The sequence below is a fragment of the Ruegeria sp. HKCCD7296 genome (assembly GCF_013110775.1).
In the GTDB taxonomy this organism is placed as follows: Bacteria; Pseudomonadota; Alphaproteobacteria; order Rhodobacterales; family Rhodobacteraceae; genus Ruegeria.
Map to the genome: position 1 here is coordinate 56,311 of NZ_WVRF01000004.1, position 15,835 is coordinate 72,145.

Annotated in this window: 16 protein-coding genes and 1 riboswitch; of the genes, 7 read left to right on the top strand and 9 right to left on the bottom strand. The window is 57.2% G+C overall.

The window, feature by feature from the left end:
* The first annotated feature begins 10 nt into the window (after positions 1-10).
* The 5 genes from GS632_RS07500 to GS632_RS07520 all read left to right on the top strand — a co-directional run bounded on the left by GS632_RS07500 (position 11) and on the right by GS632_RS07520 (position 4,317).
* On the top strand, positions 11-676 hold the full coding sequence (locus GS632_RS07500) for a D-lyxose/D-mannose family sugar isomerase (RefSeq protein ID WP_171238308.1): 666 nt from the start codon (positions 11-13) through the stop codon (positions 674-676).
* Positions 677-775: 99 nt separating this feature from the next.
* Positions 776-974, top strand: a riboswitch (cobalamin riboswitch).
* A 238-nt stretch (positions 975-1,212) separates the two neighbouring features.
* Positions 1,213-1,569 carry a DUF1636 domain-containing protein gene (locus GS632_RS07505; protein WP_171176939.1) on the top strand — a complete coding sequence of 119 codons (357 nt, stop codon included), beginning with the start codon at positions 1,213-1,215 and terminating at the stop codon, positions 1,567-1,569.
* On the top strand, positions 1,566-2,342 hold the full coding sequence (locus tag GS632_RS07510) for an ABC transporter ATP-binding protein (protein ID WP_171176937.1): 777 nt from the start codon (positions 1,566-1,568) through the stop codon (positions 2,340-2,342). Before GS632_RS07505 ends, GS632_RS07510 begins: the two co-directional genes overlap by 4 nt.
* Before the next feature lie 12 nt (positions 2,343-2,354).
* On the top strand, positions 2,355-3,305 hold the full coding sequence (locus GS632_RS07515; protein WP_245223154.1) for an ABC transporter substrate-binding protein: 951 nt from the start codon (positions 2,355-2,357) through the stop codon (positions 3,303-3,305).
* A gap of 1 nt (position 3,306) precedes the next feature.
* A complete protein-coding gene (locus tag GS632_RS07520; protein WP_171176935.1) occupies positions 3,307-4,317 on the top strand; it encodes an iron ABC transporter permease in 1,011 nt (336 codons plus the stop codon).
* A gap of 2 nt (positions 4,318-4,319) precedes the next feature.
* On the opposite strand, the gene GS632_RS07525 is transcribed toward GS632_RS07520, so the two are convergent.
* On the bottom strand, positions 4,320-5,210 hold the full coding sequence (locus GS632_RS07525; RefSeq protein WP_171176933.1) for a LysR family transcriptional regulator: 891 nt from the start codon (positions 5,208-5,210) through the stop codon (positions 4,320-4,322).
* Between the two features lie 115 nt (positions 5,211-5,325).
* On the opposite strand from GS632_RS07525, the gene GS632_RS07530 reads away from it, so the two are divergent.
* Together GS632_RS07530 and GS632_RS07535 are read left to right on the top strand one after the other, a co-directional pair.
* A complete protein-coding gene (locus GS632_RS07530; RefSeq protein WP_171176931.1) occupies positions 5,326-6,876 on the top strand; it encodes a proton-conducting transporter membrane subunit in 1,551 nt (516 codons plus the stop codon).
* A 14-nt stretch (positions 6,877-6,890) separates the two neighbouring features.
* Positions 6,891-9,302 (top strand): YbcC family protein, encoded by a 2,412-nt coding sequence (locus tag GS632_RS07535; RefSeq protein WP_171176929.1) that lies wholly within the window; start codon positions 6,891-6,893, stop codon positions 9,300-9,302.
* Between the two features lie 257 nt (positions 9,303-9,559).
* On the opposite strand, the gene GS632_RS22095 is transcribed toward GS632_RS07535, so the two are convergent.
* From GS632_RS22095 to bioB, 8 genes are all read right to left on the bottom strand, one after another.
* On the bottom strand, positions 9,560-9,826 hold the full coding sequence (locus GS632_RS22095) for an inositol monophosphatase (RefSeq protein WP_371732288.1): 267 nt from the start codon (positions 9,824-9,826) through the stop codon (positions 9,560-9,562).
* Positions 9,778-10,095: an inositol monophosphatase family protein gene (locus GS632_RS22100; RefSeq protein ID WP_253284441.1), complete on the bottom strand. Its 318-nt coding sequence runs from the start codon at positions 10,093-10,095 to the stop codon at positions 9,778-9,780. Before GS632_RS22100 ends, GS632_RS22095 begins: the two co-directional genes overlap by 49 nt.
* Positions 10,096-10,450: 355 nt before the next feature.
* Positions 10,451-11,206, bottom strand: a complete 756-nt coding sequence (locus GS632_RS07545; RefSeq protein ID WP_171176927.1) for a methyltransferase domain-containing protein — start codon at positions 11,204-11,206, stop codon at positions 10,451-10,453.
* Positions 11,203-11,823 carry a pimeloyl-ACP methyl esterase BioG family protein gene (locus GS632_RS07550; RefSeq protein WP_171176925.1) on the bottom strand — a complete coding sequence of 207 codons (621 nt, stop codon included), beginning with the start codon at positions 11,821-11,823 and terminating at the stop codon, positions 11,203-11,205. Before GS632_RS07550 ends, GS632_RS07545 begins: the two co-directional genes overlap by 4 nt.
* Positions 11,820-13,106, bottom strand: a complete 1,287-nt coding sequence (bioA, locus tag GS632_RS07555; protein WP_171176923.1) for an adenosylmethionine--8-amino-7-oxononanoate transaminase — start codon at positions 13,104-13,106, stop codon at positions 11,820-11,822. Before bioA ends, GS632_RS07550 begins: the two co-directional genes overlap by 4 nt.
* Positions 13,103-13,723, bottom strand: a complete 621-nt coding sequence (gene bioD, locus GS632_RS07560; protein WP_171176921.1) for a dethiobiotin synthase — start codon at positions 13,721-13,723, stop codon at positions 13,103-13,105. The genes bioA and bioD overlap by 4 nt, the downstream gene beginning before the upstream one ends.
* Complete coding sequence (locus tag GS632_RS07565) at positions 13,720-14,853, bottom strand: 8-amino-7-oxononanoate synthase (RefSeq protein WP_171176919.1); 1,134 nt, start codon at positions 14,851-14,853, stop codon at positions 13,720-13,722. The genes bioD and GS632_RS07565 overlap by 4 nt, the downstream gene beginning before the upstream one ends.
* Positions 14,850-15,830, bottom strand: a complete 981-nt coding sequence (bioB, locus tag GS632_RS07570) for a biotin synthase BioB (protein WP_171176917.1) — start codon at positions 15,828-15,830, stop codon at positions 14,850-14,852. The genes GS632_RS07565 and bioB overlap by 4 nt, the downstream gene beginning before the upstream one ends.
* Positions 15,831-15,835 lie beyond the last annotated feature (5 nt).

The window sequence follows — 15,835 nt, forward strand, 5'->3', positions numbered from 1 at the left end:
GGAAAAACCAATGAAACGATCCGAAATTAACCGCATCAAGTCCGAAGCGCAGGCTTTCATACAATCCTTTGGAGCCGTGTTACCACCTTTTGCCGATTGGTCGCCCGATCAGATGCGAAGTCCTGTAGCTGAAACGATCCGCAGTCGGGGGCTGGGCTGGGACATCACCGATTACGCTCAGGGTCGGTTTGACGAACTCGGCCTGTTCCTCTTCACTCTGCGCAATGGTGAGGTGAATGATCTGAAATCAGGTCGCGGGATGTTGTATGCGGAAAAATTGCTGATCTCGAAAGATAAACAACTGTCTCCGATGCATCGTCACATCGTAAAGGCCGAGGACATCATCAATCGCGGCGGGGGTGATCTGGTGCTGGAGATTTACGCATCTGACCCTGACGGGGGCATCGACCGGAACACGCCAGTGACGGTACCCAGCGATGCCTGCCCTGTTACGTTGCAACCAGGTGAGCATTTGCGGCTGAAACCGGGGCAAAGCGTGACCCTTATGCCGGGTGTCTGGCACGCATTCTGGGCAGAACACGGCGATTGCCTTATTGGAGAGGTTTCGACTGTGAATGATGACCGTACGGATAATGTCTTCGAAGATTCCATCCCTCGGTTTTCACAGATCGAAGAAGACGCTGCGCCGGACTTCTTGTTGGTTTCCGACTATTGATATCAACCAGGCTAGAACCGGCCAACGTGAATGTGAGCCGCGCCCAGATGTTTTGGATCGGCTCGACTGCTTCTCCTTCTTGACAAGTCCAGCACCGCCAGCCTAGCTGAGTTGGATGGTTCCGAAAGGGATGAAAATGGGAATACGGTGCGGCGCTGTATTGCGCCAAGTCCGTGACTGCCCCCGCAACTGTAAGCGGAGAGCGACGCCACTGCGCCACTGACCCCGAAAGGGTTGGGAAGGTGGGCCAAGCTTTGACCCGCAAGTCAGGAGACCTGCCATCCGATGTTTAACCAACCCGGGGCGGGGCGTCCTGGAAGGAGGCTTTGATGGCACGGTTTTCGCGTGTTTCCATTTTTGGCACCTTCTGTCCGCGCTTGGTTTCAAGCAGAGCGGACAATGCAACAGGTGACTGATAGCTTTATCCTCAACCCCAATACCTATTGTGCTGTGGCCTCGCGAAAAGATCGCGATTCTCAAAATAGTAATGTTATAACATTGTATTGTAGTTTGATCAGCGGTAACCGGTGCGCACAATGACGAAAACTGCAGATCATTTCCTACTTGTATGCACGACATGCACAGGCGCGATGTCCACCGATCAAGTGAGTGGCGCATTGGCGCGAAAACTGCCCGAAGGGTTTGCAATCCGGGAGGTCGCGTGCATGGCGGGCTGCGACCGGCCAACCACCGTCGGTTTTCAGGCACCGGGCAAGGCGCAGTATTTGTTTGGTGACATCGTTTCGGAACAGGATCTGGATGCAGTGGTGGAATTCGCCGGGCAATATCAGCTCAGTTCCGATGGTTGGACAAACGCAACTGACCGCCCGCTAACACTGTTCACCAAAACCTTGTCGCGCATGCCTGCCTTGCCATCGCAGAGGCCGTCATGAGTTTCCTGGCTGTCGAAAACCTAGAATATTATGCCTTGAACGGTGATGTGCTGCTTCAGGATGTGTCCTTTGGCTTGGAAGAAGGATCAATTCTGGCGATTGCGGGACCGAATGGGGCTGGGAAGACTACGCTGCTCAAGCTGCTTTGCGGAATCGAACGTATTGCGCTGGGTGATGTGCAGATAAAAGGTCAAAGCCTGCGCACCTTGTCGGCCCATGAACGCGCGCGGACGATCGCTGTGGTTGGCCAACAGGAAATGCCGGATAGTCGGTTGCGATTGCACGACTATGTTGCACTTGGCCAAATTCCGATCAAGGCTGACAAGTCCGCGTCTGAGCACAGGGAAGATCTTGACCGGGTTTTGGAAACAACGGGTTTAATGCACCTTTCCCGCAAACCTATGGGTCAGCTATCGGGGGGTGAGAGGCAACGGGCGCATATCGCACGTGCGCTGGCTCAAAACCCGTCTCTGTTGTTTCTGGACGAGCCGACCAATCACCTAGACCCGGATGCCAAGGGGCACATGTTGTCTTTGGTCGCTGAATTGGGCGTGACGGTTGTCATGATCGTCCACGATCTGGTCATGATCCCGGAATTTGCCACTCATGTGGCGTTAATGAAATCAACACGTCTGACAGGGTTTGGCCCTGTCAACGATGTTCTGACAACGGATCGTGTCCGCGACACGTTTGGAGTGGATTATCTGTGTTTCCAGCATGAGGGCCGCATGATCCCTGCTCTGGATATTCGAAAACGTAAACTGTCATCATAACAGGAGCTTACAATGATGCAGAAACTCTGGCCTGTGGCTGTGTTCACTGGCCTGGCAAGCGGCGCAGCCGCGGATGCCATTACAGTGGACAATTGCGGCGAGCCACTGGTTTTTGAAACAACGCCAGAACGGCTCGTTGTTCACGACATGAACATGACTGACATGGCGTTTGCTTTGGGTCTGCAAGACAAGATCGTCGGCCTGACCGGCATCACAGGCTGGTACAAGACCAGCCCGGATTTTGATGCACAGCGCGGCGACATCCCCGAGTTGGCTCCGAAATATCCTACAGTTGAAAACCTTGTCTCTGTCGAACCCGATATGTTTTTCGCTGGTTGGTATTACGGAATGCAGCCAGGTGGCGAAGTGACCCCAGACACGCTGGAACCCTTTGGCATCAAGACCATGGTCTTGACCGAAAGCTGCGTGCACCTGAACAAAGACCGCCCCGAAGCCAGCATGGATCTGCTGTTTGACGACGTCCTGCGTTTGGGCCAGGTGATGGGTGTCGAGGCTAAGGCGGAAGACCTTGTCTTGGGCTGGAAAGTCCAGTTGGATGCCCTTGAGGCAAAAACCGCCGATCTGGATAAACCTCGTGTTTTCCTGCTGGACGGGCCGGCAGATGCGCCTTTTACCGCAGGTAAATTCGCCATCCCGGACGCCATGATTGCCGCTGCGGGGGGTGTAAACGTCACACATGACATGGATACCAGCTGGGGTCGCACCTCTTGGGAAACCGTGGCAGCCGCAAACCCGGAATTCCTGGTGCTACTGGACTATCAAACAGGAAATGGTGCAGAAGATACCTTCCAGTTTCTGAAAGATCATCCTGTCATGTCACAAACCGATGCAGTCAAGAACGCGCGCTGGATCGGCCTGCGTTACGAGGAATTGACACCCGGACCGGCAAATATTGAAGCCATTGAAAAGATGGCCAATGCGATGCATCCGGAGACCAACTGACATGGTCCATTTGGGCCGATCGATCTTGCTGGGGGCGGTCATTCTGACCGCCCTTTTGCTGCTGTCTACGATCTATGGCACAACCTCGATCCCAATGGCCGAGGTCTTTACCGCCATTGGCTTGGGGACCGGCCTGACAGAAGGTGAAATGTCCCCGGTGCATCGGATCGTTTTCGACCTTCGCCTCCCCCGAGCCTTGTTCGCCGCTGTGATCGGCGCAGGGCTGGGCGTAGTTGGCGTGGTTTTGCAAACAACCACGCGCAACGATCTGGCCGATCCGTTCCTTTTTGGCCTGTCCTCGGGGGCGGCGGCTGGGGCCGTTCTTGTCATAACGGTCACTGGCGATGTGCTGGGGGTCTGGACCCTGCCTTTGGCGGCGTTTTGCGGGGGGCTAATAGCCTCTGGCATTGTTCTGGCTCTGGTTCAGGGTTTGCGCACAAGTGCGCCGGAAAAGCTGATCCTGGCCGGTTTGGCTGTGTCTTTCCTGTTTTCCGCGATTACAAATTATTTGATTTTTTCCGGCGACAGTCGTGCGGCGCATTCGGTTATCTTCTGGATGCTGGGCGGATTGGGTCTTGCCCGATGGCAGACCTTTCCACTGGTCCTGACCGGGCTTGCCCTGATCCTAAGCTACGCGCTTTATCGCAGTCGCTGGCTGGATGCCCTTTTGACCGGAGATTTCACTGCGTCGTCACTGGGAATTCCCGTCCAGGGTCTTCGATTCCGAATGTTCTTTGTGGCTGCGTTGGCTACGGCCAGTTTTGTGTCCGTGGCTGGTGTCATCGGATTTGTTGGGCTGATGGTGCCTCATATTGCGCGCGGCATTGCTGGTACGCTGCACCGAAACCTGCTGATTACCTCGGCCATCGTAGGGGCGATTCTGCTGACGCTGTCGGATATTCTGTCCCGCCTGCTCTTGGCCCCACAGGAACTGCCCGTGGGTATCGTGACAACGTCTATCGGGTCTCTTTTTGTTTTCCTGTACCTGTTCAAATCCGCGCGTGGTGACTGACCTCAGACACCGTCCTGCGTGTCCGATCCATGCGACAAGAGCTCTTGCACCAAAGGGTTCGGGAACCGGCGTTTGAACGTGATCGCGTGGAAGTTTTCCTTGATTTTCGGGTGCTCTTGCGCCTCGACCAGACGACCCGAAATCAACTCATCCTGAACAACGATCGGAGCCACCAGAGCCAGCCCGATATCCTCCCGTGCAAGCAGCCGCATCATCGCCATGTCGTCCACCTCGGCTGCCACCTGAGGGCGCACCGACATGCGGCTGGCCATGGCATCAAAAGCCGTGCGGACACTGTTGTTCGTTGTGGGCAGGATGAAGGGTTGTTCTTCCAATAGATCCCGTATTGAACGTGTCGGTTTCAGACGATCGGGGGTTCCGACGATGCTCACCGGTTGTTCGGCCAAATGATGAGTGACAAAGCTGGTCAAACTGTCGCTTGCGGGTTCGTGGTTCATCAAGACCAGGTCGAAATTCAGCGTTTCGAGCCCCTCCAGCAACTCGCTTGGGCTACCGGACCTTAAAATAACCTCGACGTCTGCGCGCGCCAAAATGGGCCGCAAAAAACGAATCTGAAAGTTGCGAGAAAGGGTGGACTGTGCCCCAACCCTAAGAGCTTGCCGCGTATTCCCCGCGTCCTGCAAGGTTGCCACAAGTTCCTGACCTGTCGCAAAAATCGCATCGGCGTGGTCCAGAGCGATATGTCCGGCTTCGGTGAGATGCAGCTTGCGGCCCCGGCGTTCAAACAGCGGATGACCAAGCCGGTCTTCCAGTTCTTTTATCTGCACCGACAAGGCCGATTGAGAAAGATTCAAACGCTGCGCCGTGCGGGTCAAGTTCCCGTCATGAGCGACGGCCCAGAAGTAGCGCAGGTGATGATAGTTGAGCGGCATATCGTTCTATTTATATGAACGAAACACATCAAACAATGTATTTTTCTTATGTTGCACTGCGAAATATGTCGAACGGAACAAGTCGAGTCAGTATCGAACGTCAAGGGACACACGCATGAGTTACCTGCTTCTACCCCTCCTAAGTCCAATGATCTTGTTGGGATCTGCATATTACTGCAGCCGACATCCGGGGATGCGTCCGGGCAATTTGCCGAAAGTCGCAGAATGGGCGGCCCTGGCGGCATTTGGCGTGTCTGCCTTGGCGGTCATGCTGCTAATTGCAAAAGGGTCCGGGACCTCGACGATGATCGGCTTTTGGGGAGTGGGCCTTTCGGTCCGGTTGGATGCTGTAAGCGCCACAATGTTGATTCTGGTCAGTTTCATTGGCTGGATCGTATTGCGGTACTCTGCAACATACATGGACGGAGAACCAAGGCAGGGTGCCTTTAGCGGTTGGATGTCTGTCGCGCTGGCCGCCGTTCTTTTGTTGGTGATGTCCGGCAACATCGTCCAACTGCTGGTCGCCTGGATTGCAACAAGCCTGGCACTGCATCAACTGCTGCTGTTCTACCCCGAACGTACCACGGCACAACGCGCAGCGCGCAAAAAGGCTGTTGTGGCGCGAATCAGCGAAGTTGCGCTTGGTCTGGCCGTTGCCTTGCTGATCATCGGCTACGGCACCACCGACATCGCTACGATCCTGTCAGAAGCACAGCCGACAGTAACCACAATTGTCGCCGCCCTGTTCATCGCACTGGCGGCCGTACTGGCTTCGGCCCAGTTCCCGGTCCATGGGTGGCTGACCGAGGTGATGGAAGCACCAACCCCGGTCTCGGCCCTGTTGCATGCGGGCGTGATCAATGCGGGCGGGTTTCTATTGATCCGCTTTGCGGATGTGATGCTGGTGGCTCCTGGAATTATGGCCTTGTTGGTCATGCTGGGCGGTTTCACCGCGCTGTTCGGAGGCTTGGTCATGCTGACGCAGCCCGCGGTCAAGACATCCCTGGCGTGGTCAACAATTGCCCAGATGGCGTTCATGATCATGCAGTGCGGTCTTGCCCTGTTCCCGCTGGCGCTGCTGCACATTGTGGCGCATTCGCTCTACAAGGCCCACGCCTTCCTGAGCGCGGGTGAAGCTGTGCGCAACGTGGCCGCCATTCGCCGTCCGGGGCCGGTGGCAGTACCAAGTGCCCGCAATGTATTGCTGGCCTTTGCAACCGGCATTCTGATCTATGGTGCGGTGGCTTCGGTGTTCGGAATCGACGGGAAATCTGTTCAGGCCATTGCCTTGGGTGTGATCCTGATCTTTGGCGTCGCCTACCTGCTGGCGCAAGGCTTTGCGGATGCAGCGCCCGGTGCGCTGACCCGGCGCACTGTCATCTATGCGGGTGCAACATCGGTCAGCTACTTCGTTCTGCAAATCGCTGCGCAGAATCTAACGGCGGGCACCCTGCCGCCTACGCCTGCTGCAGGACCGCTGGAATGGGCTTTGATCGTTCTTGCGCTCATCAGTTTTGGCGCCGTGGCGCTGGCCCAATCGACCTTCCCGCTCTGGGCCTCGCATCCGGCGGCGGCGGGAATGCGGGTGCATTTGTCCAATGGACTTTATGCCAACGCAATCTTTGATCGGCTGCTGGACGGGTGGTCCACGCGCCGGACTGTGTGAAAAGGGGATCAGATATGTATATGAAACACGAAAGCTATCCTGCTCCGCTTTTGGAACTAGTCGCGATTGCTAATGACGCTGTGCGTCAGATCCCTCCTCTGTTTCCGCTGTCTGCGAATGTCGCTGTGAACCCCTTTTTGGGTCAGACAGGGGATACCCTCGCTGTAACGGCCGCACGTCTTGGCCGTGTTGCCGGTGTGCGCATCACCCCTGACAGGCGCATTATGGCCGAGAAGTTGAACTCGGGTGAGATGACCGAAGGGGATCTGCTTGAGGCGATTTCGCATGTAGAAAGTCGCTTTGATCCTCCGGGGCTTGAAGAAGTCACAGCCGCTTTGACGGATGATGCCGCACCTCTTGCCCCGTTTCCGACGGTGGCGGAATTGGCCGCAGATGTGTCTGGCATCGACTGGCCCGGTTTAATCGAAGAACGTATCGGAGCTTGGGCTGCCAGCCATTTTGACGAAGGCCAGGCCCTTTGGCAGCCCAGCCGTGCCGGCGGTGCGTTCAGTGCATGGCGGGAGTTCGCATCGCGCGACCTGACACCTGAGATCAATGGGTTGAAAGGCTTTGGCGCATTTGTGGCGGCCACCAACCGTTCGCAATGGCGCGCCATCGGGCGGGCCTCGGAAACGCTGGGCGTGACGCCTGACGCGGCTGGAACAACATTTCATCGTTGGCTAGTCACGCTTGGCGGTTGGGCGCAATACGCGCGCTATTTGTTGTGGAAGGCCGAGCTTCAGGGTCAGACCGACACAACAACGGCGGAGTTGCTGGCCATTCGGATGGTATTTGAAGAGGCCCTGTTCCACCAATACCGTGATCAGATTTCGGCGCGTTGGCTGGAAACCGTCGCAATGCACGAGACCCCGATCACTCCGTCCCGTGACATGGTGATTGATGCCATTCTGCAGGATGCTGCGGAACGGGCTCAACAGCGCAAGCTGGGTCAGGTTTTGGCTAGTCGTCAGCCACGGGCGACCGAGGGCCGCCCACTGGTGCAGGCTGCGTTCTGTATCGATGTCCGGTCCGAAGTTTTTCGCCGGGCGTTGGAAGCACAGGACTCGGGTATCGAAACCATCGGCTTTGCCGGGTTCTTCGGGTTGGCCAGCGCACATAAATGCGCGGGATCAGACGTGACCGAACTGCGGGGTCCGGTTCTGCTGAACCCCAATGTTAAGTCCAAAGCAGCAGAAGACACACTGTCCGACCTGGATCGTCGCTATACGGCCCGTGCCAAAAGGGCGTGGGGGCGGTTCAAGCTGGCCGCTGTTTCATCCTTTGCCTTTGTCGAGGCGACTGGTCCGATATACGCTGGTAAATTGTTGCGGGATTCGCTGGCTGCGAGTGGTAGTGGGAGCAAGTTTGACCCTGCGCCTAAACTGGACCCTTTAATGGATCTGGTCACGCGCATCGATACCGCCAAAGCCATTCTGGGCGCGATGTCTCTGACAGATAATTTCGCGCGCATCGTGATGCTGGCGGGACATGGGGCGGACGTCACCAATAACCCCCATGAAAGCGCGTTGCAATGCGGTGCCTGCGGCGGTCACGCGGGGGATGTAAGCGCCCGGCTACTTGCCAGCCTGCTGAACGACAACCAAGTACGGGACGGACTGCGGGACAAAGGGATCGACATCCCCACTGACACGCTGTTTCTGCCAGCGCTGCACAATACCACGACAGATGGCGTTACTCTGTTTGATCAGGATCACCCCGCGGGATTGTGGGCGCCGCAGATCGCTCAGCTGAAAACCTGGTTGGCAGAAGCCGGACGCCTCTCACGTACCGAGCGTGCGGCCCGGCTGCCTCGGGCCCATGGGGGCGACGATATCGCCCATCGCGCTAAGGATTGGGCAGAGCTTCGACCCGAATGGGGTTTGGCAGGGTGCCGCGCCTTTATCGCAGCGCCGCGAAGCCGGACTGACGGGACCGGTTTGGCCGGGCAGTCCTTCCTTCACAGCTATGACTGGCGCTCGGATGATGGGTTTGGCGTGCTAGAGTTGATCATGACCGCCCCGGTTGTCGTGGCCAGCTGGATCAGCTTGCAATACTATGGTTCGACTGTCGCGCCGGGGTTATTCGGTGGGGGCAACAAGTTGCTCCACAACGTAGTCGGCGGGATTGGTGTTGTTGAAGGGAACGGCGGCGCTTTGCGTCCGGGGCTGCCCTGGCAATCAGTTCATGATGGCGAGGCGTTCCAACACGACCCTCTGCGTCTGTCTGTGGTGATCGAAGCCCCACGTGAGGCCATGAACGCCATTCTCAAGCGCCACGCCAATGTCAAAGCGCTCTTTGACAACCGCTGGCTTCACCTGATCGCGATGGACGAAAAGGGTGATCTGGCATGGCGTTACACGGGTGATCTGGAATGGAGCCCAATTGCCAAGACGACTGGTTATGAACAGGCCATAGCAGCCGAATGACCAAGACCATGAAGCCAAGGCCCGGCGCATTCTGCCGGGCCTCTATCCGTGTATCAACGCCAGTAGGTTAGCACGTAATTCCGGCGTCGCCGCAGAAGCGACCGTGCATCAGACTTCAGTTTCAAAGCCCTACGCTGCCAATCGGTCTTCACACCACCGGCTGCCGCAACAAATGGCGTGACTGCCAGAAATGCTTAGGGTTGCAGATCAAAATCCACCACAGCATCCACATGCACCGCAGCCAACAGCGCATAAGGTTAACAGTCAGAGGTAAACCGACGGTTCTGCCAAGCCTGCATCAATCGGTCGAACAGGTTCGGATGATCGCGCTGAATCTTGTCATCTTTGTTCACAGACAGGATCGACTGATCCAAACGCGTTTGCTGCGGGGTCTGAATGGGCTGGCCATTCTTTGTGGCCCCCTCCCCCATGACACCCACAAATACCTCATCCAAGGCAGGCCTTCCAACCAACCCTAGCCTAGGCTGTCCCTCAACCGGATATGCACACAGGAAGCCAAACAACGGGTGCCGCCAACTGGATCAATGAACCACATATGCCGACCGTCTCCAGCCTCCTGCCCGTGTTCCTCACCAAAGATTCCATGCTCGGGGAAATGTCGTTTCAAGTAGGACCGAACCTCAGCTTCAACCGGCTTGTCGGCTTGCGTCACAGGGCGTTCATCCAGCTTGAGTTCAACACTCAGAGATCCACGAAGGAACCGCATCCCGTTCGTGGATCCAATATTCGCCATCTGAATGGAGTGTTCTTTAAGCGTATGTGTGACAACCATTTCAATACTTTAGGATGGAAGCACCTGTGAGATTTCAAAGACGGGTTTCATCAATTGCAGTAAGCATGCGCTGCAGCCGCACCCGGCGATTTGAAGTTCTGTCGGGCGGTGCCGTCAATGCCGAATCCAGCTTTAGGCTTCATGAACTGCAAGAAACCAATCTGGCGCGTATTGCTGCTCGGAATGCGCAGGTCCAGATCGTGGTAACTGACGGGAAAAGCCGGGTAAGTGCGCGCTGGTCACTCTGGATTCAGACAGACATATCAATCTGCTTTTTACGGACCCTCACCCGTCAAAGGGCATTTGCCAAATGTTGTTTGCAAACGAAATGGTTTGGTGGTCGCCGAATAGCCGCTTACTGCTTTTGGGCAATGATCCAAACCGGGTGATATGTCAAAGACACCCCGTCATCCGTCGCAAAGCTTCGTACATAGTCTTTCTCAAACCGGGCCAGAGTGGACTTGGTCCACGCCCCTTGCGCGCGACCGTTCACCCCGGTTCGGCGCAAGTATTTCAAAACGTCACGCGGAGTTTCGAAATATGATGGCCGGATGCGTTCCCCGGCGGTCAAAACCCGCATTGACCCCTCAATGGCCGCGACAAGGGCGTCTGCCCCGCAAAGGCCAGGCGCCTGGGCTGTTGATCCGATGCTTGTCAGTTCTTTGTATTGCTGAGGTCCAAATCCTGAAATGGCCAGCCAGCCACCGGGGGCCAATGCATCGACCGCCTGCTGTAGCAGCCCGGTCGGGTCGTCCATCCATTGGATCATCGAGGCTGAAGCGATCAGGTCGATCTGGCCGGGCCATTGCACCATACGCACGTCGCCTGCGATAAATACGGCCGCTTCGGCGTCTGCCGTTGCCTGGGCTTGCGGCGCGATGTCGTTCAGAACAAGGTCAGGCAGATCGAAATTTTGCCGCAACGTCCGGGTGAGATGCCCGGTGCCACACCCCATTTCGAATGCGGTGCGAAATTGCCCCGGTGCGCCCACACGGCGCAGTTCAGAAACCAGTTTATCAGCAACCCACGCCTGTTGGCTGGCTGTGTCGTGATAGGTGTCAAAGCTTCTGCTAAAGCTGCGTTGGACCTTATCTGCCGGTTGCGCCGTCATGACAGCCACTCCGCCCAATTTTGGCCTGACCCGAAGGGTACATGTGACCCTGCAACACGTTTGACCGAAGCTGAGGTCTCCGCCCAGGCAGCCTCTTGCGCCTTCGTTGGAATGATACGGTCCCGATCGGGTATCCACACCAGGTCAAACCCGGGATTCAGGGCCGATCCGCGACGGATCACTGCGTGAAGCTCTTGTTGCGCTGCTGCGAGGTCAAGCTCTGGTGCCTCAACAGACAACCCCGCGCGGCGGCAAAACTTGGAAAAACTGGAGGTCGTCAGCTGATCCGCCGTCGCCCGTATCATTTCGGGCGCAATCCCACGGTCCGGACAGGTCGGATGCAGGGTGCCACTGACGGCAACAAGCCGGTCGGGGCGAAACTGAGTATTAGCCAGCCAATGCGCGGCAGATGCCACGCCAAAGGAAAACGCGAGCATGTCGACACGGTCAAACCCTGTCAAATCAGGCAAGGGGTCATCAAGCTGGGTGTAGTCATCAACCAACAGAACAGACGCGCCACCGGATAGACCCAGGAACGGTGCAGCACCAAGCGCCCAACCCCCGAACACAAGGATCAGAATGCCGTCGCCTGATTGCTCCAGCCACCTGTGTTTCATCCCTGCCCCCCGGCCAGCGCGACCATTGCACTCGTGACCTGGCTGAGCTCGTCAGGAGAGATTACGTAAGGGGGCATGCAATAGATGTTGCGCGCAAAGGGGCGTAGCCACACTCCGGTCTTTGGGGCCAGCCGGTGGGCGACAGAAGGATCAACCGTATCCTTCATTTCGATAACGCCGATGGCACCAAGGACTCTGACATCCGCTACGCCAGGCAAAACGCGAGCTGGCTCCAGTTCGGTGCGCATCTGGGCCTCAATATCAGAAACCTGCCGTTCCCAGTTCCCCTCGGCCAGCAGACGAAGGCTTGCCGATCCCGCGACACAGGCCAGAGGGTTGGCCATGTAAGTCGGGCCGTGCATGAACACGCCTGCCTCACTGTTGCCGATGCCATAAGCCACCTGCTCGCTGGTAACCGTTGCCGCGAATGAGATATGTCCACCGGTCAGCGCTTTGCCCAAGCACAAAATATCAGGTTTGACGTCAGCGTGATCGATGGCGAACAGCTTACCGGTGCGGCCAAAGCCAGTTGCAATCTCATCAAAGATGATCAGCACATTGTGGGCATCGCACAAGGCACGTGCCGCGCGCAGCCATTGTGGGTGATAGAAATACATACCACCGGTGCCCTGAACCACAGGCTCAAGGATCAGGGCCGCCAGTTGGTCGCCTTTTTCGGCAAGCAAGCGCTCCAGCGGCTCCAGCCCGTTCTGTACCGAATCTGCGGGCCATTCGTCACCCAACCGCACGTGCGGGCGCGGCAGGAAGTGCTGGATCGACAAGGCTCCGCGGAACAACCCGTGCATACCGGTGACCGGGTCGCAGACGCTCATCGCCTTCCAGGTGTCGCCGTGATAACCGCCCCGAATAGTAGCGAACTCGAACTTGCCGCTGCGGCCATGTGCCATTTGGTACTGCACAGCCATCTTCATCGACACTTCGACCGAAACCGAACCGCTGTCACAGTAGAAAATGCGATCCAGCCCTTCGGGCAGCATGTCGATCATCCTGCGCCCCAGATCAATGGCTGGATGATGCGTCAGCCCCCCGAACATCACATGGGGCATCTTCTCCAATTGGTTCTGCATCGCAGATGTGATCTCAGGGTGTTTGTGACCGTGGATCGCACACCACCACGAGGACATGGCGTCGATCATCTTCACGCCGTCTTCCCGGTACAGATAAACGCCCTCGGCCCGGTCGATCAGGTGCATCGCGCCGGGATTGGCGACGTTGGTATAGGGGTGCCACAGGTGGCGGGCGTCAAACTCAAGCGGGGTCACAAGAACCTCCGAATGGTGACAACGTCAATTTCTGAGAAGGCATCTTTCAGGGTTTGCTGTGTCAGTTCGCTTAGAACCGGAAGGCGCCCAAGGTGACGGACATTGCTCATCTCTACGATGGTTTGTTCAACATCCGGCTCAGCCTCACCGACAAAGGCAACACCCACAACCTCACATCCAGCGCCACGCAAGGCCATCAGAGACAATGTGGTGTGGTTGATCGTTCCCAGCGCCGTGCGTGCGACCAGCACAACCGGGGCCTGCCACTGGGCAATCAGGTCCAGGTAATAGGACTGGCGGTTCAGCGGCACCATCAGGCCCCCTGCCCCCTCAACGACCAGCGGCCCGTCAACCTGCGGCACAGCAAGGCGCGACAGATCAATCTCAACACCCATGTCTTCGGCAGACAGATGGGGTGAGGCCGGCAGGTTCAGGCGATACGCCTCAGGCAAAACTTCCGCACCGGACAACAATCGGACGGTTTCTGTGTCCGTCGCATCTTCCAAACCCGACTGAACGGGTTTCCAATACCCTGCATTCAACGCTGCGGTCAGACCAGCGGAAAAAACGGTTTTTCCGACGCCCGTGTCGGTTCCGACGACAATCAACGCGCTCATGCGGCCTCCGATTGATGGCTGGCGATGGTGGCAAACAGCGCCGAGATATCCTCGTGGGTCACATTTCCGGTGATCGACACACGCAGTCTGGACGTTCCCTTGGGAACGGTGGGGGGGCGAATACCCCGGATGTCAAAGCCCTGTTGCTGCAAGGCAGAGGCCGTCGCCATCGTTCTGGCCTCGTCACCCAAAATAACCGGGATGATCTGGCTGGTCAGGGCCGAATCCGGCAGTCCTGTTTGCCGGGCCACGTGATGGGCATGACGCAGACGGTCATGTGCAGCAGCGACCAATTGAGCGTTGGTCGCCAATTCCCGCAAAGTTGCCCGTACCAAGGCAGCGTTCAAAGGCGAAGGCGCGGTTGCAAAGATAAAGGGCCGCGCGCGATTGATCAGCGTATCAATCATTACACGCGGACCACATATCAGACCGCCCGAAACGCCCAGACCCTTGCCGCAGGTATGGAGTGTCAGAACCTCCGCGCTCAGACCATGCGCCAGACCTTTGCCGTTCAGGCCAAAAACGCCAGTGGCGTGTGCTTCATCCACGATCAGTACGGCATCGGCCTCGCGCGCCAAGGAGGCAAGATCCTCCAGCGGTGCAAGATCGCCTTCCATGGAATACACGCTTTCCACTGCGATCCAGATGTGGCCCGATCCACCCGTCGACTGCCACTCGGCCAGAACCTTGCGTGCATCTTCTACGTCATTGTGGCGAAAGGCACGCAGATCCGCGCGGCTCGCACGCATCCCTTCATGGGCACTGGCATGGACCAGTGCGTCATAAAGCACCAGATCTCCGGCTGCTGGCAGGGTGGAAAAGATTGCTTGATTGGCCTGAAACCCTCCGCCCATGAAAAGCGCGGCTTCAGATCCAAAGAATGCGGCAGCTTCCTGTTCAAGCGCCTCGTGTTCGGGGTGATTACCCCGTAGCAGGCGCGAGCCACCAGAGCCAACCGGCACACCGCGCGCCAAGGCAGCCTTTGCGGCATCTTGCAACAGTTTTGACCCCGCCAAACCCAGATAATCGTTCGACGCAAAATCCAAACCCTGCGCAGGGATCAAAGCCCGGCGGCGGTGCCGGGCTTCAAGCGCATCAAGCATGGATTCCAGTCGATCGACTGCTTTCATTCGGCAGCTTCCGTGCGCTTGTGGTCTTCCGCCGTTTCAGCCTGAATGCCAAGTTTCGCAAACAGGATCGAGTCGGTGTCTTCCTCGGGGTTTTCCGCAGTCAAGAGCGTTTCGCCCACAAAGATCGAGTTGGCACCGGCGAAGAAGCACATCGCCTGCATCTCGTCGCTCATATCGCTGCGTCCGGCAGACAGGCGAACATAAGATTTGGGCATCAGAATACGGGCGGTTGCGATGATCCGCACAAAGTCGATGGGATCGATCGGCTCTGCATCGGCCAACGGCGTGTCAGCCTGCGGCATCAACATGTTGATTGGAACCGAATCCGGCGGAGGGGTCATGTTGGCCAGGGTCAGCAACATGTCGATACGGTCGCCGGTATGTTCGCCCATACCCAGTATACCGCCCGAGCAGACCTTGATACCGGCTTCCTGCACCCGGTTCATCGTATCGATCCGGTCCGAGAAAGTGCGGGTGGTGATCACTTCGGAGTAATAGCGCTCAGAGGTGTCGATGTTATGGTTGTAGTAATCCAACCCGGCGTCGCGCAGCTGGACGACCTGAGTGTCATCCAGCATGCCCAGTGTCATACAGGTTTCCATACCCATCGCTTTCACGCCTTCGACCATCGCAACTAGGGCAGGCATGTCACGCGGTTTGGGTTCGCGCCACGCAGCACCCATACAGAACCGAGTTGCGCCACCATCCTTGGCTTTCTTGGCTTCGGCCAGAACGCGCTGAACCTCGATCAGCTTGGACGCCGGAAGGGTTGATCCGTTGCGGGCCGATTGCGAGCAATAGGCGCAGTCCTCGGCGCACCCACCGGTCTTGATCGACAGGAGTTTTGACGTCTGGACCTTGTTGGGATCAAAGTTCTCGCGGTGCACGGTTTGCGCCCGAAACAGAAGATCCATCAACGGAAGATCATGAACAGCTTGCGCAGACTTTCGGGTCCAGCCGGAATGAGGGATGATCATTTTAT

Bases quoted from the DNA above. Each gene is read 5' to 3' on its own strand.
- GS632_RS07500 (WP_171238308.1), top strand. From the start codon at position 11: ATGAAACGATCCGAAATTAACCGCATCAAGTCCGAAGCGCAGGCTTTC.
- GS632_RS07505 (WP_171176939.1), top strand. From the start codon at position 1,213: ATGACGAAAACTGCAGATCATTTCCTACTTGTATGCACGACATGCACA.
- GS632_RS07510 (WP_171176937.1), top strand. From the start codon at position 1,566: ATGAGTTTCCTGGCTGTCGAAAACCTAGAATATTATGCCTTGAACGGT.
- GS632_RS07515 (WP_245223154.1), top strand. From the start codon at position 2,355: ATGATGCAGAAACTCTGGCCTGTGGCTGTGTTCACTGGCCTGGCAAGC.
- GS632_RS07520 (WP_171176935.1), top strand. From the start codon at position 3,307: ATGGTCCATTTGGGCCGATCGATCTTGCTGGGGGCGGTCATTCTGACC.
- GS632_RS07525 (WP_171176933.1), bottom strand. From the start codon at position 5,210: ATGCCGCTCAACTATCATCACCTGCGCTACTTCTGGGCCGTCGCTCAT.
- GS632_RS07530 (WP_171176931.1), top strand. From the start codon at position 5,326: ATGAGTTACCTGCTTCTACCCCTCCTAAGTCCAATGATCTTGTTGGGA.
- GS632_RS07535 (WP_171176929.1), top strand. From the start codon at position 6,891: ATGTATATGAAACACGAAAGCTATCCTGCTCCGCTTTTGGAACTAGTC.
- GS632_RS22100 (WP_253284441.1), bottom strand. From the start codon at position 10,095: ATGGTTGTCACACATACGCTTAAAGAACACTCCATTCAGATGGCGAAT.
- GS632_RS07545 (WP_171176927.1), bottom strand. From the start codon at position 11,206: ATGACGGCGCAACCGGCAGATAAGGTCCAACGCAGCTTTAGCAGAAGC.
- GS632_RS07550 (WP_171176925.1), bottom strand. From the start codon at position 11,823: ATGAAACACAGGTGGCTGGAGCAATCAGGCGACGGCATTCTGATCCTT.
- bioD (WP_171176921.1), bottom strand. From the start codon at position 13,723: ATGAGCGCGTTGATTGTCGTCGGAACCGACACGGGCGTCGGAAAAACC.
- GS632_RS07565 (WP_171176919.1), bottom strand. From the start codon at position 14,853: ATGAAAGCAGTCGATCGACTGGAATCCATGCTTGATGCGCTTGAAGCC.
- bioB (WP_171176917.1), bottom strand. From the start codon at position 15,830: ATGATCATCCCTCATTCCGGCTGGACCCGAAAGTCTGCGCAAGCTGTT.